This window comes from Nocardia harenae NBRC 108248 (genome assembly GCF_001612885.1).
GTDB lineage: Bacteria > Actinomycetota > Actinomycetes > Mycobacteriales > Mycobacteriaceae > Nocardia > Nocardia harenae.
In genome coordinates, this window is sequence record NZ_BDBH01000013.1 from 23,560 (window position 1) to 41,638 (window position 18,079).

At 73.7% G+C, this 18,079-nt stretch carries 16 protein-coding genes and 1 riboswitch; of the genes, 6 read left to right on the forward strand and 10 right to left on the reverse strand.

The window, feature by feature from the left end; all coding sequences use genetic code 11:
• Positions 1-338: 338 nt before the first annotated feature.
• From lnt to NH2_RS24485, 5 genes are all read right to left on the reverse strand, one after another.
• Positions 339-2,003, reverse strand: a complete 1,665-nt coding sequence (gene lnt, locus NH2_RS24465) for an apolipoprotein N-acyltransferase (RefSeq protein WP_084505853.1) — start codon at positions 2,001-2,003, stop codon at positions 339-341.
• A complete protein-coding gene (locus NH2_RS24470; RefSeq protein ID WP_067659024.1) occupies positions 1,993-3,591 on the reverse strand; it encodes an amidohydrolase in 1,599 nt (532 codons plus the stop codon). The genes lnt and NH2_RS24470 overlap by 11 nt, the downstream gene beginning before the upstream one ends.
• A 39-nt stretch (positions 3,592-3,630) precedes the next feature.
• The gene (locus NH2_RS24475) at positions 3,631-4,119 is read right to left on the reverse strand and encodes an FxsA family protein (RefSeq protein WP_067659028.1); all 489 of its coding nucleotides are present in this window, start codon (positions 4,117-4,119) and stop codon (positions 3,631-3,633) included.
• A gap of 62 nt (positions 4,120-4,181) precedes the next feature.
• Positions 4,182-4,841: a response regulator gene (locus NH2_RS24480; RefSeq protein ID WP_067659030.1), complete on the reverse strand. Its 660-nt coding sequence runs from the start codon at positions 4,839-4,841 to the stop codon at positions 4,182-4,184.
• 21 nt (positions 4,842-4,862) lie between these two features.
• The gene (locus tag NH2_RS24485) at positions 4,863-6,023 is read right to left on the reverse strand and encodes a sensor histidine kinase (protein ID WP_067659261.1); all 1,161 of its coding nucleotides are present in this window, start codon (positions 6,021-6,023) and stop codon (positions 4,863-4,865) included.
• 43 nt (positions 6,024-6,066) lie between these two features.
• Here NH2_RS24485 and NH2_RS24490 point away from each other — a divergent pair, with 43 nt between their 5' ends.
• A complete protein-coding gene (locus NH2_RS24490; RefSeq protein WP_067659033.1) occupies positions 6,067-6,834 on the forward strand; it encodes a TSUP family transporter in 768 nt (255 codons plus the stop codon).
• Position 6,835: 1 nt separating this feature from the next.
• On the opposite strand, the gene NH2_RS24495 is transcribed toward NH2_RS24490, so the two are convergent.
• Positions 6,836-7,462 (reverse strand): TetR/AcrR family transcriptional regulator, encoded by a 627-nt coding sequence (locus NH2_RS24495; protein WP_169811531.1) that lies wholly within the window; start codon positions 7,460-7,462, stop codon positions 6,836-6,838.
• A 108-nt stretch (positions 7,463-7,570) separates the two neighbouring features.
• On the opposite strand from NH2_RS24495, the gene NH2_RS24500 reads away from it, so the two are divergent.
• Both NH2_RS24500 and NH2_RS24505 read left to right on the forward strand, forming a co-directional pair.
• Positions 7,571-9,112, forward strand: a complete 1,542-nt coding sequence (locus NH2_RS24500; protein ID WP_067659036.1) for a TldD/PmbA family protein — start codon at positions 7,571-7,573, stop codon at positions 9,110-9,112.
• Positions 9,109-10,512 carry a metallopeptidase TldD-related protein gene (locus NH2_RS24505; RefSeq protein WP_067659038.1) on the forward strand — a complete coding sequence of 468 codons (1,404 nt, stop codon included), beginning with the start codon at positions 9,109-9,111 and terminating at the stop codon, positions 10,510-10,512. The genes NH2_RS24500 and NH2_RS24505 overlap by 4 nt, the downstream gene beginning before the upstream one ends.
• 72 nt (positions 10,513-10,584) lie before the next feature.
• Here NH2_RS24505 and NH2_RS24510 read toward each other — a convergent pair whose 3' ends face one another.
• Together NH2_RS24510 and NH2_RS24515 are read right to left on the reverse strand one after the other, a co-directional pair.
• The gene (locus tag NH2_RS24510) at positions 10,585-10,980 is read right to left on the reverse strand and encodes a PPOX class F420-dependent oxidoreductase (RefSeq protein WP_067659041.1); all 396 of its coding nucleotides are present in this window, start codon (positions 10,978-10,980) and stop codon (positions 10,585-10,587) included.
• 23 nt (positions 10,981-11,003) lie between these two features.
• On the reverse strand, positions 11,004-11,558 hold the full coding sequence (locus NH2_RS24515) for a PadR family transcriptional regulator (protein WP_067659044.1): 555 nt from the start codon (positions 11,556-11,558) through the stop codon (positions 11,004-11,006).
• Between the two features lie 75 nt (positions 11,559-11,633).
• On the opposite strand from NH2_RS24515, the gene NH2_RS24520 reads away from it, so the two are divergent.
• Positions 11,634-12,347, forward strand: coding sequence for a DUF8817 family protein (locus tag NH2_RS24520; protein ID WP_174552871.1), 714 nt, complete (start codon positions 11,634-11,636; stop codon positions 12,345-12,347).
• A gap of 177 nt (positions 12,348-12,524) precedes the next feature.
• Positions 12,525-13,169 carry a dihydrofolate reductase family protein gene (locus NH2_RS24525; protein WP_067659047.1) on the forward strand — a complete coding sequence of 215 codons (645 nt, stop codon included), beginning with the start codon at positions 12,525-12,527 and terminating at the stop codon, positions 13,167-13,169.
• Positions 13,170-13,172: 3 nt separating this feature from the next.
• Here the strand turns inward: NH2_RS24525 and map are convergent, their stop codons facing one another.
• Positions 13,173-13,937 (reverse strand): type I methionyl aminopeptidase, encoded by a 765-nt coding sequence (gene map / locus NH2_RS24530; RefSeq protein WP_067659049.1) that lies wholly within the window; start codon positions 13,935-13,937, stop codon positions 13,173-13,175.
• A gap of 98 nt (positions 13,938-14,035) precedes the next feature.
• Here map and NH2_RS24535 point away from each other — a divergent pair, with 98 nt between their 5' ends.
• Complete coding sequence (locus NH2_RS24535) at positions 14,036-14,299, forward strand: helix-turn-helix domain-containing protein (protein ID WP_067659052.1); 264 nt, start codon at positions 14,036-14,038, stop codon at positions 14,297-14,299.
• 23 nt (positions 14,300-14,322) lie between these two features.
• Here NH2_RS24535 and cobN read toward each other — a convergent pair whose 3' ends face one another.
• Positions 14,323-17,925 carry a cobaltochelatase subunit CobN gene (gene cobN / locus NH2_RS24540; protein ID WP_067659056.1) on the reverse strand — a complete coding sequence of 1,201 codons (3,603 nt, stop codon included), beginning with the start codon at positions 17,923-17,925 and terminating at the stop codon, positions 14,323-14,325.
• 30 nt (positions 17,926-17,955) lie between these two features.
• A riboswitch (cobalamin riboswitch) is annotated at positions 17,956-18,057 on the reverse strand.
• Positions 18,058-18,079: the final 22 nt, after the last annotated feature.

Sequence of the window (18,079 nt, forward strand, 5' to 3'; positions counted from 1 at the left end):
CCCCGAGCAGACCTTCAGCGGTTGCATCGAGACGGTTCCCGAGGCCGCCTCGCCCGCCCCTTGATTCGGTGCATCACATCCGGCGGATTGCCGACCGGATGGATACGTCGCACTACCGAGTCATTCGAACTGTCGTCGAAGTGCTCAGCAATGTTTCCGCAAACGTCAAATAAGTGCAGCTTTTTATCGGAAAAAGACCGGCAGTTCAGAATTGCCGACACAAAAGGGCCGTACTGAGGCTAATAGCGGGTGAATCGGTTTGCTGGAAGTCTCCCAGCCCCCGGAATGTGGGCGTGCCGCACCGATCTATACCTACGATGCCGCCTATGTGGGACTCGTCACACCGATCCCGGAGCGGGGTGCTCCCGGCGCCGGAGCACCGCGGCGGCGGCCACGCCGAGCCCGCACAGCGCCACCGCCAGGTACTCGGGGGCCGGGCCGAGCCGGGTGGCGAGGGTGCGGTCGGTGCGCAGCGGGAGCCGGGCGGTGAGCGCGGCGGGCACGAAGAGCTCGCTCCGCTCGGTCACCGCGCCGTCGGCGGCGACGATGGCGCTGACGCCCGAGGTCGCCGCCACCACCAGGGCGCGGCCGTGCTCCACCGCGCGCACCCTGGACATGGCGAGCTGCTGGTAGGTCATCTCGCTGTCGCCGAAGGTGGCGTTGTTGGTCGGTACGGTGAGCAGCTGGGCTCCTGCGTCCATGGAATCGCGGAAGGCGCGGTCGAAGGCGACCTCGTAGCAGGTGGCGACGCCGATCGGGAGGCCGGCGGCGTGCACGACGCCGGTGCCGTCGCCCGGGACGAAGTAGCCTGCGCGGTCGGCGTAGCCGGAGAAGAGGCGGAAGAAGCCGCGCAGCGGGAGGTACTCGCCGAAGGGCTGGATGATCTTCTTGTCGTGCCGCTCCCCCGGGCCGGTGGCGGGGTCCCAGACGATCACCGAGTTGGTGGTGGAGCTGCGGTCGGCGTTGATGAGCACCGCGCCGACCAGGATGGGGGCGCCGACCGCGCGGGCCGCGGCGGTGATCGCGGCGGCGGCGTCGGGGTTGCGCAGTGGGTCGATGTCGGAGGCGTTCTCCGGCCAGATCACGACGTCCGGTTTCGGGGCGCGGCCCGCGGCGATCTCGGCGGCGAGCTGCTCGGTGCGGCGCACGTGGTTGTCGAGGACGGCGCGGCGCTGGGCATTGAAGTCGAGGCCGAGGCGGGGGACGCTGCCCTGTACCGCGGCGACGGTGATGGTGCGGTCGCCGGATTCCGGGGTTGGCAGGGTCGCGCCGAGCGCGAGGCCGGTGAGCGGGAGGAGGATCACGGCGGTTGCCGCGGCCGCGAGGGCGGTCGGCCGGCGGGGTGAGCCGGGGCCCGGCGTCTGCTCGGCGACGGACTCGCGCACCGCGCGGCGTCGGGCGAGCGCGGTGAGCAGGTAGGCGAGGCAGGTGCCGGTGAGGGCGACGGCGAAGCCGATGAGCGGCGCCCCGCCGAGGGCCGCCAGCGGGAGGTACCAGCCGTCGGCCTGGCCGAAGGCGAGGCGCCCCCAGGGGAAACCGCCGAACGGAAAACTGGAGCGGGCCCACTCGCAGGCCGTCCAGGCCAGGGCGATCCAGAGCGGGCGGGCCGGGAGCGGCGCCGTCCAGAAGGTGAGCGCGCCGAAGAGCGCGAGGAAGGCGGCGCACGCCGTCGAGAGCGCGAGCCACGGCACCGGGCCGACGTAGATGCCGGTCCACGGCAGCAGCGGAACGAAGAAGCCGAGCCCGGCCAGCAGGCCGTACCCCGCCGCCCCCCGCGCCGTCCTCGCGCGCTCGAGCACCAGCGTGAGCAGGGCGATGCCGAGCGGGGCGAGGAACCACAGCGGGCGCGGGGGGAAGGAGCCGAACAGGAGCAGTCCGGCGAGTAACGCCGCGGCGGCGCGCAGCCAGAATGCGCCGGGAAAGCGGAGCCCGCGGCCGGGTGCCGAATCACCCTGCGGAGCAGTGGTTTCCGGGTCATCGACCCGGACGTCCTCAGGCTTCATGGATCGTCACGCCCCGGTGCACGGTCCGCAGGCAGCGCGGAAGCCTCGCGCCCGGGTCGAGGGGTGGCAACCCGGGCACCCGGGAGCGCGGGTCGGTGGACCAGCGCTGCACGGTGTCGGCGGCTGCGGCCACGACGAGCTCGTCCGCTTCCCAGACGGCGTAGGAGGCGGGCGCGCCGGGGACCAGCGTGCCCGCGACCCCGTCGCGCACCCCACCGGCCCGCCACGCCCCTCGGGTGGCGGCGGCGAAGGCGGCGCGCGGCGAGAGCCCGTGCCCGGCCGTCCGGTGGTGCACCGCGGCGCGCACCGCGGCCCAGGGGTCGAGTGGCGTGACGGGCGCGTCCGAGCCGATGGCCAGCGCGACGCCTGCCGCGGCCATGGCGGCGAAGGGGTTGAGCGCGGCGGCCCGCTCGGCGCCGAGCCGGGTGGCGTACATGCCGTCCGGCCCGCCCCAGGCGGCGTCGAAACCGGGCTGCACGCTGGCGATCACCCCCCAGCTCGCGAGCGCGGCGATCTGCTCGGGCGAGATCATCTCGGCGTGCTCCACCCGGTGCCCGCGGGCGGCGACGGCGGGCGCGCCGAACTCGGCGGCCACCCGCCCGAACCCCTCGACCACCGCGTCCATCCCGGCATCCCCGATCACGTGGAACCCGGCCTGCACCCCGGCGACCGTGCAGGCGCGCACGTGCGCGGTGACCCCGGCGGCGTCCAGGTACCCGACGCCGTGCCCGCCGCCGTCGGCGTACGGCGCGCGCAGCAGAGCGGTGCGCGACCCGAGCGAGCCGTCCACGAAGAGGTCGCCGCCGAGCGCGTGCACTCCGAGCTCGGCGACCAGCGCCCGCGCCTCGTCCTCGTCGTGCACCGCCTCGCCCCAGTAGGCGCGCACCGAGACGCCGTGCTCGAAGGCGAGCAGCTCGGCCAGGTCGGTGCGGCCCGCGATCTCCGGCCCGCCGCACTCGTGCACCTCGGCGACCCCGTGCGCGGCGGCCGAATCCAGCGCCGCGGCGCGGGCGCGGTCGCGCAGTCCGCGGTCGGCGCGCTCCAGCGCGGCGGCGCGCACCAGGTGGTGCGCGGCGCCGCGGAGCGGCTCGCCCCTGGTGCAGCCATCGGCCTCGCGCACCCCCGGCACCGCGTCCAGCAGCGCGGTGGAGACGGCGGCGGAGTGCACATCCACCCGGGAGAGGTAGACCAGCCGCCCCGGCCCGGCCGCTTCATCGATCTCGGCGGTGCTCGGCGGCCGCCGCTCCGGCCACCCGGTGTCGTCCCACCCGTCGCCGAGCAGCACCCCGGACGGGTGCGCGGCGGCGAAGGCGGTGAGCAGCTCCAGGCAGTGCGCCAGCGAGCGGGCGGCCGAGAGGTCGAGCCCGATCAGCTTGAGCCCGAGCGCGGTGACGTGCACATGCGGGTCGACGAAGGCGGGGGCGACGAAGGCGCCTGCCACATCGATGATCTCCGCACCCGGGTGCAGCGCCCGCCCTGGCTGCTCGGCCCCGAGCCAGACCACGGTGCCGTCGGTGACCGCCATGGCGGTGGCATCGGGCGAACTCGCGCTGTAGAACCGACCGCCGATCAGCAACTGCGTAGCCACGGAGCACCAGTCTGCCGTACCCCGCGACAGCGGGCGGGATCAGCCCTTGGTGAGCGCGCGGCCGCCGGAATCGCCGGGCGCCGGATCCCACACCGTGTGCACCACCGCGCCGTCGACCACGGTGCCGTCGGCGTCGATGATCACCCGATTCGCCCGCACGCTGCCGAGCACCTCGGCACCCCGGCGCGCGGCGAAGGCGGTGAGCACCGGGCGCAGCAGCGCGCGGGTCGGGGGCAGCAGCATCAGCAGCCCGAGCACCGACGTCAGCAGCCCCGGCACCAGCACGAGCAGCGCGCCGGAGGCGACGAGCGCGCCGTCCGCGACGGCGGTGCCCGCGGTCAGTTCACCGCGGCCGACCCGGCGGAACCCGTCCAGCACCCGCCTCCCCTGCCCGGCGACGAGCAGCACCCCGGCGGCGGAGCAGGCGATGAGCAGCAGGATGGCGGCCACCACACCGGCGACGTGCGCGACGGCGACGAAGGTGGCGATCTCGGCGACGAGGTAGACGGCGAAGAGTACGGCTGGCATGGCGTTCCTTCCGGGACGATCTAGGAGTACCAACGCGCGAACGCCCGATTTTTCTCCCGGCGCTACCCGCCCGGACGTACCAATCCGGTCTCGTAGGCGAGGACGACGGCCTGCACCCGGTCGCGCAGCCCGAGCTTGGTGAGCACCCGGCCCACGTGCGTCTTCACCGTCGCCTCGGAGAGGAAGAGCGCGCCGGCGATCTCGGCATTGGAGCGGCCGGCCGCGATCTGCTCCAGCACCTCGCGCTCGCGGGCGGTGAGCGCGTCGAGCAGCGCCGGATCGCGGGAGGGCACCGGATCCTCGGCGATCAGCCGGTCGAGCAGCCGCTTGGTGACCTTGGGCGAGACGACGGCGTCCCCGGCGGCGACGCTGCGGATGGCGGAGACCAGGTCCTCCGGCGGGGTGTCCTTGAGCAGGAAGCCGCTGGCCCCGGCGCGCAGCGCGCCGAGCGCGTGCTCGTCCAGGTCGAAGGTGGTCATGACCAGCACCTTGCAGCCCGCCCCCGCCTCCAGGATGCGGGCGGTCGCGGTGACCCCGTCCACCACCGGCATCCGGACGTCCATGAGCACCACATCCGGGCGCAGCTCCGCGGCCTTGCCGATGGCGGCGGCACCGTTCTCCGCCTGCCCGACCACCTCGAGGTCGTCGTGCGCGCCGAGCACCATCTCGAGTCCCATGCGCATGAGTTCCTGGTCGTCCACGACGAGCACGGTGATCGGCACGATCCCACTGTATCGGCGGTGTCACGGGGTTTCCCGTGCCACCGGGAGCTCCGCCACCACCCGCCAGCGCCCCGACGGCTCGCGCCCGGCCTCGAGCACCCCGCCCAGCACGGCGATCCGCTCCCGCATGCCGACCAGCCCGAGCCCGCTGCCGGTGATGGCGGTGCGCACCGGGACGCCGCCGGTGTCGACCACCTCGATGTGCACCCGGTCGCCGGTGCGGCGCACGGTGACCCAGGCCTTGGGGTGCGCGCCCGCGTGCCGCAGGGTATTGGTCAGCGCCTCCTGCACCACCCGGTGCACGCCGAGGCTGACCTCGGGCGGGACGTCGTCGAGCTCGCCGCTGAGCTCCAGGTCGACCGCGAGCCCGGTGTCCCGCATCATCGCCACCACCCGGGCGATTCCGGCGGTGCCGTGCTGCGGCAGGTCGTCGGGGGCGTGCTCGGTGCGCAGCAGCGCGACGGTGCGGCGCAGCTCGCGCAGGGCCTCCCGGCCGGTGCCCGCGATGGTGGCGAGCGCGCGCTCGGCGGCGTCGGGGTCGCGGCGCAGGGTGTAGCGGGCGCCGTCGGCCTGCACGATCATCACGCTCACCGCGTGCGCCACCACGTCGTGCAGCTCCCTGGCGATCCGGGTGCGCTCGGCGGCGACGGCGTCGTGCGCGCGGCGCTCCCGGTCGTAGTCGGCGACCGCGAGCCTGGCCTGCACCTCGGTGTCGTAGGCGTGCCTGGCGCCGGTGAACTCGGCCAGCGTCCAGCAGAGCGCGTAGAAGGTGAGCGTGAAGGCGACCACCGAGAGCGGGTCCTGGTGCAGCACCAGCGTGGTTGCCACGCCGTGGGCGAGCAGCAGCGCCAGGTAGAAGAGCCCCTGCTGCCTGCCCACGTAGGCGACCAGCGTGTACAGGGCGAGCCCGAGCCCGAGCGAGCTCGGGTGCAGGGTGTGGTCGCCGAGCGCGCCGGAGACCCCGATGCTCAGCTGGGCGAGCACGAAGAGCGCGAGCGCGGCGGTGCGCGGGTAGACCCGCCGCACCACCACCGGCAGCGGCAGCAGCAGCGCGAAGACCAGGAAGACCGGCTTCTGCGTGCTGTTCTGCAGCGCGGTCAGGTCGAGCAGGAAGAGCGCGAGGGCCAGCACCGAGTCGGCGACCACCGGGTTGTCTCGGACCCACAGGCTGAACCGGCGCACGCCGCCCACCCTAGGCCGGGCGGCGTCTGCTTGGCTGGTGCACGTGCAGGCGACGGACTGGGTGGTGCTGCTGACCGCGGCCGCGGCGGCGGGCTGGGTGGACGCGGTGGTCGGCGGCGGCGGGCTGATCATCCTGCCGACGCTCTTCCTGGTGTCGCCGGGGATCACGCCGCAGACCGCGCTCGCCACCAACAAGATGGCGGCGGTCGCGGGCACCTTCGCCTCGGTGCTCACCTTCGCCCGCCGGGTCCCGCTGCGCTGGCCGGTGCTGATTCCGGCGGCGCTGCTGGCCGCGGTCGCGGCGGCGGCGGGCGCCGCGGCGGTCTCGCTCATCGACCGCGAGCTCTTCATCCCGATCGTGCTCGTCGTGCTGGTCGGAGTGGCGATCTTCGTGACGCTGCGGCCCGCCATCGGTATCACCATGGCGACCGACCCGCCGACCCGGCGGCGCACCCTGCTGGTGATCGGGCTGGCGGCCGGGCTGATCGGCTTCTACGACGGCATTCTCGGGCCCGGCACCGGCACCTTCCTGATCATCACCTTCGCCACCCTGCTCGGCACCGAGTTCGTGCGCGCGGCGGCCATGGCCAAGGTGATCAACTGCGGCTCCAATGTGGGCGCGCTGCTCTACTTCACGCTCACCGGGCACGTCCTGGTGGCGCTGGGCGCGGCGATGGCGGTCGCGAATATCGCGGGCGCGGTGGCGGGGTCGCGGATGGCGCTCGCCCGCGGTGCCGGTTTCGTGCGGATCGTGCTGCTGGTGGTGGTGATCGGGATGGTGCTGCGGCTGGGGTGGCAGCAGTTCGGCTGAGTCAGCGGTGCCCGGCCAGCCACGGGCGGAGCACCCGGGTGGTGGTCTCGTCGATCCGGCGCTGCAGCCGCTCGCCGTCGGCCGGGTTGCCCTCCTGGAAGACCACGGTGAGCGCGCCGGAGACCGCCCCGACCACGCCGCCGACCAGCGCGGCGGCGCCCACCTCGTCCAGCTCGCCCGGGAAGGCGCGGTGCAGGTGCCTGGCGATCTCGCGCTGCGCCACCAGCTGGGCGTGCGCGGCGCGGCCGCTCACCGCGGGGACGGTGCGCGAGATCCGGGCGCGGAGCAGCGCGAGGCGGGCCGCGAGGTCGTCGATGAGGTGCTCGCCTGGGGTGTCGCCGACGGCGCGCAGCGCCCGCAGCACCACCTCCACCGGCTGCTCGCCGGGGCGGCGCGCGGCCACCGCGGCGACGGCGGCGCGCACCCGCTCCTCCGGGTCGGGGAAGAGCAGCTCCTCCTTGGAGCCGAAGTAGTTGAAGAAGGTCCTGGTCCCGACCTCGGCGGCGGCCGCGATATCGGCCACCGTCGTCTCCTCGTAGCCGCGCTGCTCGAAGAGCTCCGCGGCGGCGGCGAGCAGCGCACGGCGGGTGCGTTCGCGTTTGCGGTCACGGAGGGCGGAGGGCGGCACGCCGGAACCGTACGACACCGCCCGGTCCGGACGCGGGAGGCGCGACGGCGGTGGAAACGCGGCGTGGCCGGATCGCCGGGCGCGCGCGCTACCGGCTAGCGTGGGCGCGTGAGCATTTCGCCATCCCCCGGCGCACCGCACGAGGTGGACGCCGAATTCCTGGCGCTGCCGCTGCGCCCGCTGGCCGACGCCGCGCTCGGCGCGGCCCGCGACGCCGGCGCCACGCACGCCGACCTGCGCGTGCACCGGCTGGTCACGCAGTCCATCCGGCTGCGCGACGGCCGGGTCGAGGCGATCACCGACGGCACCGAGCTCGGCTTCGCGGTGCGGGTGATCGTCGACGGCACCTGGGGCTTCGCCTCGCACGCCGTGCTGACCCCGGAGACCGCGGCCGAGGTCGCCCGGCGCGCGGTGACCGTGGCGACGGCGCTGCGGGCGCTGAACCGCGAGCGGGTGGAGCTCGCGGACGAGCCGGTGTACGCCGACGCGCGCTACGTCTCCGACTACGCCGTCGACCCGTTCGCGGTGCCGACCGGCGACAAGGTCGCGCTGCTGCAGGAGTACTCCGACCGGCTCGCCGCCGCCGACGGCGTCGACCACGTGACCGCCTCGGTGCTGCAGGTCAAGGAGCAGACCTTCTACGCCGACACCGCGGGCTCGGCGATCACCCAGCAGCGGGTGCGGCTGCATCCGCAGCTGGAGGCGGTCACGGTGGACGCGGGCTCGGGGGTCTTCGAGTCCATGCGCACGCTGGCCGCCCCGGCCGGGCGCGGCTGGGAGTACGTCACCGGCGCGGACGGAGTCTGGGACTGGGACGACGAGCTGGCCCGGATCCCCGGCTGGCTCGCCGAGAAGGTGAAGGCCCCGAGCGTGGTCGCCGGCCCCACCGACCTGGTGATCGACCCCACCAACCTGTGGCTCACGATCCACGAATCCATCGGCCACGCCACCGAGTACGACCGCGCCATCGGCTACGAGTCCGCCTACGCCGGAACCTCCTTCGCCACCCCCGACAAGCTCGGCACCCTGCGGTACGGCACCGAGGTCATGCACGTCACCGGCGATCGCACCGAGCGCTTCGGGCTGGCCAGCACCGGCTGGGACGACGACGGCGTGGCGGGGCAGCGCTGGGACCTGGTGCGCGACGGCGTGCTGGTCGGCTACCAGCTGGACCGGGTCTTCGCGCCGCGGCTCGGGCTGCCGCGCTCGAACGGCTGCTCCTACGCCGACTCCCCGCACCACGTGCCGATCCAGCGCATGGCGAACGTCTCGCTGCAGCCGGATCCGGCGCGCGACACCAGCACCGCCGAGCTGATCTCCCGGGTCTCCGACGGCATCTACATCGTCGGCGACCGCTCCTGGTCGATCGACATGCAGCGCTACAACTTCCAGTTCACCGGGCAGCGCTTCTTCCGGATCCGGAACGGCGAGCTGGCCGGGCAGCTGCGCGACGTCGCCTACCAGGCCACCACCACCGACTTCTGGGGCGCCATGGAGGCGGTGGGCGGGCCGTCCACGGTGCGGCTCGGCGGTGCCTTCAACTGTGGCAAGGCGCAGCCGGGCCAGGTCGCGGCGGTGAGCCACGGCTGCCCGTCGATCCTGGTGCGCGGCATCAATGTTCTGAATACCCGAGCGGAGGCGGGGCAGTGACCGCGAACGAGACCGTCCCCGGCGGCGAACTGGTGGAGCGCGCGCTCGCGCACTCCACCGCGGACGAGACCATCGTGCTGGTCACCGACGCGCACGAGGCCTCGCTGCGCTGGGCGGGCAACTCCATGACCACCAACGGCTCGTCGGTCTCCCGGAGCTGGTCGGTGGTGGCGATCGTGCGCGAGGGGCCGAACGCGGCCCGGGTCGGCGTGGTCGGCTCCACCAGCATGGACCCGGCCGAGATCGCCCCGGTGGTGCGCGCCGCCGAGGCCGCCGCGCGCGGCGCCACCCCCGCCGGTGACGCGGTGCCGCTGCTCGAGGCGGCCGCCACCCGCGGCACCGGCGACGACGGCTGGGCGGCCGCCCCGGCCGGCACCGATATCGAGGTCTTCACCGGGCTCGCCGGCGACCTGGCCACCGGCTTCGACGGCGCCGACCGGCTCTACGGCTTCGCGCACCACCAGGTGCACACCACCTGGCTCGGCACCTCCACCGGCGTGCGCCGCCGCTTCACCCAGCCCACCGGCTCGGTGGAGATCAACGGCAAGCGCGGCGCGGGGGAGGCCGTGGCCAGCGCCTGGGTGGGGGTCGGCACCACCGACTTCACCGACGTGGACACCCCGGGGCTCCTCGCCGACCTGGGCCGCAGGCTGGACTGGGCGGGCCGCCGGGTCGAGCTGCCCGCCGGGCGCTACGAGACGCTGCTGCCGCCCTCGGCCGTCGCCGACCTCATGATCTACCTGGCCTGGTCCATGGAGGGCAGGGCCGCGCACGAGGGGCACACCGCCTTCTCCAGGGCGGGCGGAACCCGGATCGGCGAGCAGCTCACGAGGCTGCCGCTCACGCTGTACTCCGACCCGCACGCCGCCGGGCTGGAGTACCGGCCGTTCGTGGCGACGCCCGCTTCCTCGGAGCTGCTCTCGGTCTTCGACAACGGGCTGCCCGCCGAGCGGGTGGACTGGGTGCGCGAGGGCGCCGTGCGGTCGCTGGTCTACCCGCGCGCCACCGCCGCCGAGTTCGGCGCCGCGCCCACCGTGCCCGGCGACAACCTGCTGCTCACCGGCGGCTCGGCGGCCACGCTGGACGAGATGGTGGCCCGCACCGAGCGCGGCCTGCTGCTCACCACGCTCTGGTACATCCGCGAGGTGGACCCGGCCACGCTGCTGCTGACCGGGCTCACCCGCGACGGGGTCTACCTGGTGGAGGACGGCGCGGTCACCGCGGCCGTGAACAACTTCCGGTTCAACGAGAGCCCGCTGGACCTGCTGCGCCGCACCGCCGAGGCCGGTGCCACCGAGATCACGCTGCCGCGCGAGTGGAAGGACTGGTTCACCCGCACGGCCATGCCGCCGCTGCGCATCCCGGACTTCCACATGTCCTCGGTGAGCCGGGCCACCTGATCAGGCCGGCGCGAGCAGCACCGATCAGGCCGGGGCGGGCAGCACCGATCAGGCCGGGGCGGGCAACGCCGATCAGGCCGGGGCGGCCGACGGGGTGATGGCGAGGCCGACGGTGCCGTCCTTCCCGCGCCGGATATTGCTGCCGAGGATGACCAGCGGCGCGGTGAGCCAGTACTTGCGGCGCAGCAGCGAACGCACCTTGTCGGTGCCCGCCGCGTCCAGCACCCTGGCGGTGCCGTGCTCGATCGCGCCGCCGCTCGGCTTGCCCGTGGCCGAGCAGGGCTGCAGGGTGACGGTGCCGTCCCGGCGGACCCGCTTGACCTTGCCCGCGTTGGCCTCGGTCCACACGTAGAGGGTGTCGCCCTCGGAGACCGCCCAGACCGGCGTCGCCACCGGCGTGCCGTCCTTGCGGAACGTGGTCAGCAGAACGTAGTTCGCGGTGGCGACGGCGCCGAAGCTTGTGCTCATGCCAGGCAGCGTAGCCGGGAATCTCAGCGATCGTCCGCCATCCGGTACTCCCCCGCTTCGAGCCGCGCGATCACCCCGTCGGTCCAGCCGGTCAGGTTGCCGAAGACACCGCTCCAGAGTTCCAGCAGGTCGGTGGTGTGCGGGGTCTCGTAGCGGCCGGGGAAATCCGGCACCATGGCGAGCAGTTCGCGCCGCACCTCGGCGCTGCGTGTTCGCTGCTCGCGTAATCGCGCGAGCACGTGCGCGCGGGGCAGCGCGTCCATGAACGCGATGGCGGCGCCGAGCTCCTCCATGTCGATGCTGACCAGCGCCTCGTCCATGAGCGCGCGGAACTCGCGCTCCCCGGCCTTGGTCAGCGCGTAGAGCGTGCGGCCGGGGCCGCGGTCGCCCGGCTCGGTGCCGAGCTCGCGCAGCTTGCCCTCGCCGGTGAGCTGCTTGAGCGCGTGGTGGATCGAGCCGGGGCGGACATTGGTCCAGGTCTCGGCGCGCCAGTCGAGCAGCTCGCGGCGCACCGCGTACCCGTGCGCGGAGCCGCGCGCGCGGATCACCCCGAGGACGAGCAGGCGTACCGCGGCCATCGGCGGCCCCTTCCTTGACGAGCCGAGTGGGCTCACCCTAGCCTGGTAATCAAATTTGACTACCTAGGAGGGGTTGTGGCGGATTTCGCCGTACCGGTCATGTGGGCGGGGGAGCTGGGCGAGACGCTGGATTTCTACAAGACGCTGGGGTACGCGGTGACGTACGAGCAGACCCGGCCCTACTGCTACGGCGCTGTCCAGCGGCCCGGCTACGACCTGCACTTCTACGCCGCCAAGGACGGCGATTCCACGCCGGCCGCGGATCTCGGCTGCCTGGTGATGGTCGGCGAGGTGGAGCAGTTGCACGCCGGTTTCAGCGCCGCGCTGCGCGCGAAGTACGGGAAGGTGCCCGCGCGCGGCATCCCGCGGATCACCCGGATGCGGCCGGGCCAGACCCGCTTCACCGTCTACGACCCGGCGGGCAACGGCGTCACCTACATCCGGCACGACGAGCCCGCGATGGAGTACGGCGGCTCGTCGAGGCTCACCGGGCTCGCGAAGGTCATCGACAATGCCCGGATCCTGCGCTTCTCCAAGCAGGACGACAGGGCCGCGCGGCGCGCGCTGGAGTCCGGGCTGCGCAAGCACGGCGCCACCGCGACCGCGCTGGAGCGCGCGCACGCCCTCGCCGACCTGGTGGAAATAGCGGTGGCCGAGCAGGATTCGGCGCGCGCCGCCGAGCTGCGCGGCAAGATCGCCGAGCTCACGCTGACCGCCGAGGAGCGGACGGTGATCGCCGAGCACCTGCGGATCGCCACCGACCTGGCGGAGTGGCTGGACGCCGACTGATGTTCCCGCGCGGGGAGGATCGCGGCCATGGCCACAGCTGGGGGACGGTGCGACAGTTCGTCGCGGAGCCGCTCGGGCTCGGCCGCCGACGGCGAGTGGCGCCCGGCCGCACCGGAGGTGTCACCGGGTCGCGGTAGCGTGCCCGGCAATCAGCGTCCCCGACCGGGAGGAGCCACCGTGGCGCCCATCGTGCGTGTCCAGAACTTCGCCGTCTCCGCCGATGGTTTCGGCGCGGGCGAGGGGCAGAGCCGGGATCGGCCCTTCGGCCACGCCGACCCCGGAAAGCTCCTCGGCTGGGCAGGCGCCACCGCGCACTGGGTCAACCGCACCGACCCAGGCGGCAGCTACGGGCTCGACGATTACTTCACCCGCGACTTCGCCCGCAATATCGGCGCGGAGATCATGGGGCGCAACAAGTTCGGGCCGCAGCGCGGGCCGTGGCAGGATTACGCGTGGCAGGGCTGGTGGGGCGCCGAGCCGCCGTTCCGCACCCCGGTCTTCGTGCTCACCCACCACGTCCGGCCGTCCATCACGCTCGGCGAGACCACCTTCCACTTCCTGGACGCCACGCCGGAGGAGGCGCTGGAGCGCGCGCTCGAGGCCGCGGCCGGGAAGGACGTGCGGATCGGCGGCGGCGTGCACACCGTGCGCGAATTCCTGGACGCCGATCTCATCGACACCATGCACGTCGCCGTGGCGCCGATCGAGCTCGGCCGCGGCGAGCGGCTGTGGAGCGGCCCCGAGGAGCTCACCGACCGGTTCCACCTGGAGAAGGTGCCGAGCGCGAGCGGTATCGAGCACCACCTGTTCTGGCGGCGGTAGCGCTCAGGCGGCGGTGAGGATCAGCGGGCCGTCCGCGGTGATGGCAACGGTGTGCTCGGTGTGCGCGGTGCGCGAGCCGTCCGCGGAGCGGATGGTCCAGCCGTCCGGGTCGGTGACGATGCGGGCGGTGCCGCGGGCGAACCAGGGCTCGATGGCGATGGTCAGGCCGGGGCGCAGGGTGTAGCCGCGGCCCGCGCGCCCCGCGTTGGGGATGTGCAGGTCCTCGTGCATGGTGCGGCCGATGCCGTGGCCGCCGTACTCGGTGTTCACCGGGTAGCCGTTGGCCCGCGCCACGGCCTCGATGGCGGCGGAGACGTCGCCGATCCGATTGCCGGGCCTGGCGACCGCGATGGCGGCGGCGAGCGCCTCCTCGGTGGCGCGGATCAGCCGCAGGTCCTCGGCGTCCGCGGTGCCGACCACGGTGCTGACGGCGGCGTCGGCGGCCCAGCCGTCGATGGTGACGGCGAGATCGGCGGTGAGCACGTCGCCGTCGCGTAGCACGTAGTCGAACGGGAGGCCGTGCAGCACGGCGTCGTTCACCGACAGGCAGACGGTATTGCGGAACGGGCCGCGGCCGAAGGACGGCGCGTAGTCCCAGTAGCAGGAGACGGCGCCGCGCTCGGCGATCCGATCGCGCACGTACCGCTCCAGGTCGAGCAGGTTCACCCCGATCCGGGCGCGGTCGCGGACCCCGGCCAGCACATCGGCGACGAACGCGCCGGTGACCCGCATGCGCGCGATCTCCGCGGGGGATTTCAACTCGACCATGGACACCTCCGGTATAGGAATACCGGACCAACGGTAGCCCAGCCGGTATTTGAATACCAATTCTTGCGGTATTTCAATACCGGCTCTAGGGTGGCCGCATGGTTCGCCTCCCCCTGACCCCGGCCCAGCTCGAAGCGGGGCGCAGGCTCGGCGCCCGGCTGCGCGCGGCCAGGGCCGAGCGCGACCCGGCCGCGATCGCGCACGCCGCCGGGATCTCACCGGAGACGCTGCGCAAGATCGAGACCGGGCGGCTGCCCTCCCCCGGCTTCGGCACCGTCGTCGCGCTCTGCCACGCGCTGGAGTTGCCGGTGCAGGAGCTGGCCGAGGTCTGGCGCTCGGCCGGGCTCGCGGAAACCGCCTGAAGCAGGCCCCTGGCGCCGCCGCGCTACTCCAGTTCGCCCTCGGTCTCCAGGTAGACCTCCCGCAGGCGGTCGAGCGTCTCCCGCTCGGGCTGCGCCCACATGCCGCGCTCGGCCGCCTCGAGCAGGCGTTCCGCGATGCCGTGCAGCGCCCACGGATTCGACTGCGTCATGAACTTGCGGTTCACGTCGTCGAAGACGTAGCTCTCGCTGAGCTTCTCGTACATCCAGTCGGCGACGACGTCGGTGGTGGCGTCGTAGCCGAAGAGGTAGTCGACGGTCGCCGCCATCTCGAAGGCGCCCTTGTAACCGTGCCTGCGCATGGCCTCCAGCCAGCGCGGATTCACCACGCGGGCGCGGAAGACCCGGGTGGTCTCCTCGGAGAGGCTGCGGGTGCGCACCGCGTCCGGGCGGGTGCTGTCGCCGATATAGGCCTCCGGGTTCCGTCCGGTGAGCGCCCGCACGGTGGCGACCATGCCGCCGTGGTACTGGAAGTAGTCGTCGGAGTCGGCGATGTCGTGCTCGCGGGTGTCGGTGTTCTTGGCCGCCACCGCGATCCGCCGGTAGGCGGTGCGCATGTCGTCGGCGGCCGGGGCGCCGTCCAGGTCACGGCCGTAGGCGAAGCCGCCCCAGGCGGTGTAGACCTGCGCCAGGTCGTCGTCGGTGCGCCAGCTCCTGGAGTCGATGAGCTGGAGCAGCCCGGCGCCGTAGGTGCCCGGCTTGGAGCCGAAGATGCGGGTGGTGGCGCGGCGCTCGTCGCCGTGCTCGGCCAGGTCGGCCGCCGCGTGCGCACGCACGTAGTTCTGCTCGGCGGGCTCGTCCAGCCCGGCCACCAGCCGCACCGCGTCGTCCAGCAGGGCGAGCACGTGCGGGAAGGCGTCCCGGAAGAAGCCGCTGATCCGGACCGTGACGTCGATGCGAGGGCGGCCCAGCTCGGCGAGGTCGAGCACCTCGAGCGTGGTGACGCGGCGGCTCGCCTCGTCCCACACCGGGCGCACGCCGAGCAGCGCGAGCACCTCGGCGATGTCGTCGCCGGAGGTGCGCATGGCGGCGGTGCCCCACACCGAGATGCCCACCGAGCGCGGGTACGCGCCGTGGTCGGCCAGGTACCGCTCCAGCAGCGAGTCGGCCATGGCCTGGCCGGTCTCCCAGGCCAGGCGGGACGGGACCGCCTTGGGGTCGACCGAGTAGAAGTTGCGGCCGGTGGGCAGGACGTTGATCAGGCCGCGCAGCGGCGAGCCGCTCGGACCGGCCGGGACGAAGCCGCCGTTCAGGGCGTGCAGGACGCGGTCCAGTTCGATGCCGGTGCCGCGCAGCCGGGGGACGACTTCGCTCGCCGCGAAGCGGAGCACCTTCCGCACCGGTTCGGTGTCGGTGACGCCCGCCGGCGCGGCGCCTACGGCGGCGTCGACGATGGCGTCGACCGCGTCGACGGACCAGTTCGCGGCCTGCAGCGCGGCGACGAGTGCGCGCGACCGCTCCTCGACCTCGTCGACCCGGGAGCGCGATTCGCTCCCGGACTCGTCCAGCCCGAGCGCCTCGCGCAGCCCGGGCACGGACTGCTCCCCGCCCCAGAGCTGGCGGGCGCGCAGCATGGCGAGCACCAGGTCCAGCTCGGTCTCCCCGGCGGGCGCCTGCCCGAGGATGTGCAGCCCGTCCCGGATCTGCACGTCCTTGATCTCGCAGAGCCACCCGTCGACGTGCAGCAGCATGTCGTCGAAGACGTCTTCTTCCGGGCGCTCGGCCAGGCCGAGGTCGTGGTCCATCTTGGCGGCGCGCATGAGCGTCCAGATCTGCTGCCGGATGGCGGGCAGCTTGGCCGGGTCCAGCGCGGAGATATTGGCGTGCTCGTCGAGCAGCTGCTCCAGCCGGGAGATGTCGCCGTAGGTCTCGGCGCGCGCCATCGGCGGAATGAGGTGGTCGACCAGGGTGGCGTGCGCCCTGCGCTTGGCCTGGGTGCCCTCGCCCGGGTCGTTCACCAGGAACGGGTAGACGAGCGGCAGGTCGCCGAGCGCGGCGTCGGTGCCGCAGGCCGCGGACATGCCCAGCGTCTTGCCGGGGAGCCACTCCAGGTTGCCGTGCTTGCCGAGGTGCACCACGGCGTCCGCGCCGAACCCGTCCGCCAGCCACCGGTACACCGCCAGGTAGTGGTGGCTCGGCGCGAGATCCGGGTCGTGATAGATGGCGACCGGATTCTCGCCGAACCCGCGCGGCGGCTGCACGATCAGCACCACATTGCCGAAGCGCAGTGCGGCGATGACGATCTCGCCCGCCGGATCGGCCGAGCGGTCCACGTAGAGCTCGCCCGGCGGCGGGCCCCACGCCTCGATCACGGCCTCGCGCAGCTCGCCGGGGAGCGTCTCGAACCAGGCGGTGTAGGCGGCGGCGCCGATCCGCACCGGGTTGCCCGCCAGCTGCTCGGCGGAGAGCCAGTCCGGGTCCTGCCCGCCCGCCGCGATGAGGGCGTGGATGAGCGCGTCGCCGTCCTGCTCCGCCAATCCGGGAACCTCGCCGGGCGCGCCGATGTCGTACCCGGCGGCGCGCAGCTCGGTGAGCAGCCGGATGGCGCTGGCGGGGGTGTCCAGCCCGACGGCATTGCCGATCCTGGCGTGCTTGGTCGGATACGCGGAGAGCACGAGCGCCAGCTTCTTCTCGGCGGCCGGGATGTGCCGGAGCCGGGCGTGCCTGGTGGCGATCCCGGCGACGCGGGCGGCGCGCTCCGGGTCGGGCACGTAGGTGGCGAGCCCGTCGGCGTCGAACTCCTTGAAGGAGAACGGAACCGTGATGATCCGGCCGTCGAACTCGGGCACCGCCACCTGGGTCGCGACATCGAGCGGCGAGAGGCCGTCGTCGTTCGCCGCCCACTGCGCGCGGCCGGAGGTCAGGCAGAGCCCCTGCAGGATCGGGACGTCGAGCGCGGCCAGCGCGGCGACGTCCCATGCCTCGTCGTCGCCGCCGGCCGCGGCGGTGGCCGGGGTGCTGCCGCCCGCCGCGAGCACGGTGACGATCAGCGCGTCGGCGGCGCGCAGGGTGTCGAGCAGCTCGGGTTCGGCGGTGCGCAGCGAGGCGCAGTACACCGGCAGCGGCCTGGCGCCCGCGGCCTCGAGCGCGGCGCAGAGCGCGGAGATGTAGCCGGTGTTCCCGGCCAGGTGCTGGGCGCGGTAGTAGACCACCGCGACGGTCGGGCCGTCGACGGCGGCGGGGTCGCGCTCCAGCACGCCCCAGGAGGGCAGCTGCACCGGCGGGCCGAAGCCGTTGCCGGTGAGCAGCACCGTGTCGGAGAGGAAGTGGTGCAGCTCGCGCAGGTTGTCCCGGCCGCCCGCGGCGAGGTAGTTGTGCGCGTCGGCGGCGACGCCGCCCGGTACCGTGGAGAGCTCCATGAGCTCGGCGTCCGGGGCGATCTCGCCGCCGAGCGCGACCAGCGGCACGCCGGCGGCGACCAGCGCGGCCAGCCCCTCCTCCCAGGCCCGCTTGCCGCCGAGAATGCGGACGATCACCAGGTCGGCGCCGTCGAGCAGCCCGGGCAGGTCGTCGACGAGCAGCCGGGCGGGGTTGGCCCACCGGTAGTCCGCGCCGCTGGCGCGGGCGCTCAGCAGATCGGTGTCGGAGGTGGAGAGCAGCAGGATCACGAACGACCTTCCTCGGGAGACGCGCCCAGCGGGATGTGGTGCTCGCCGGAGAGGGTCTGGCTGTGAACAGTGGCGCGACCGCACCGGAGTTGCACCGGTTTCCTCTGCGCTTCCCGCGAGCACCCGGGATGCTACCGGGGGCGCCGGGTGGCGC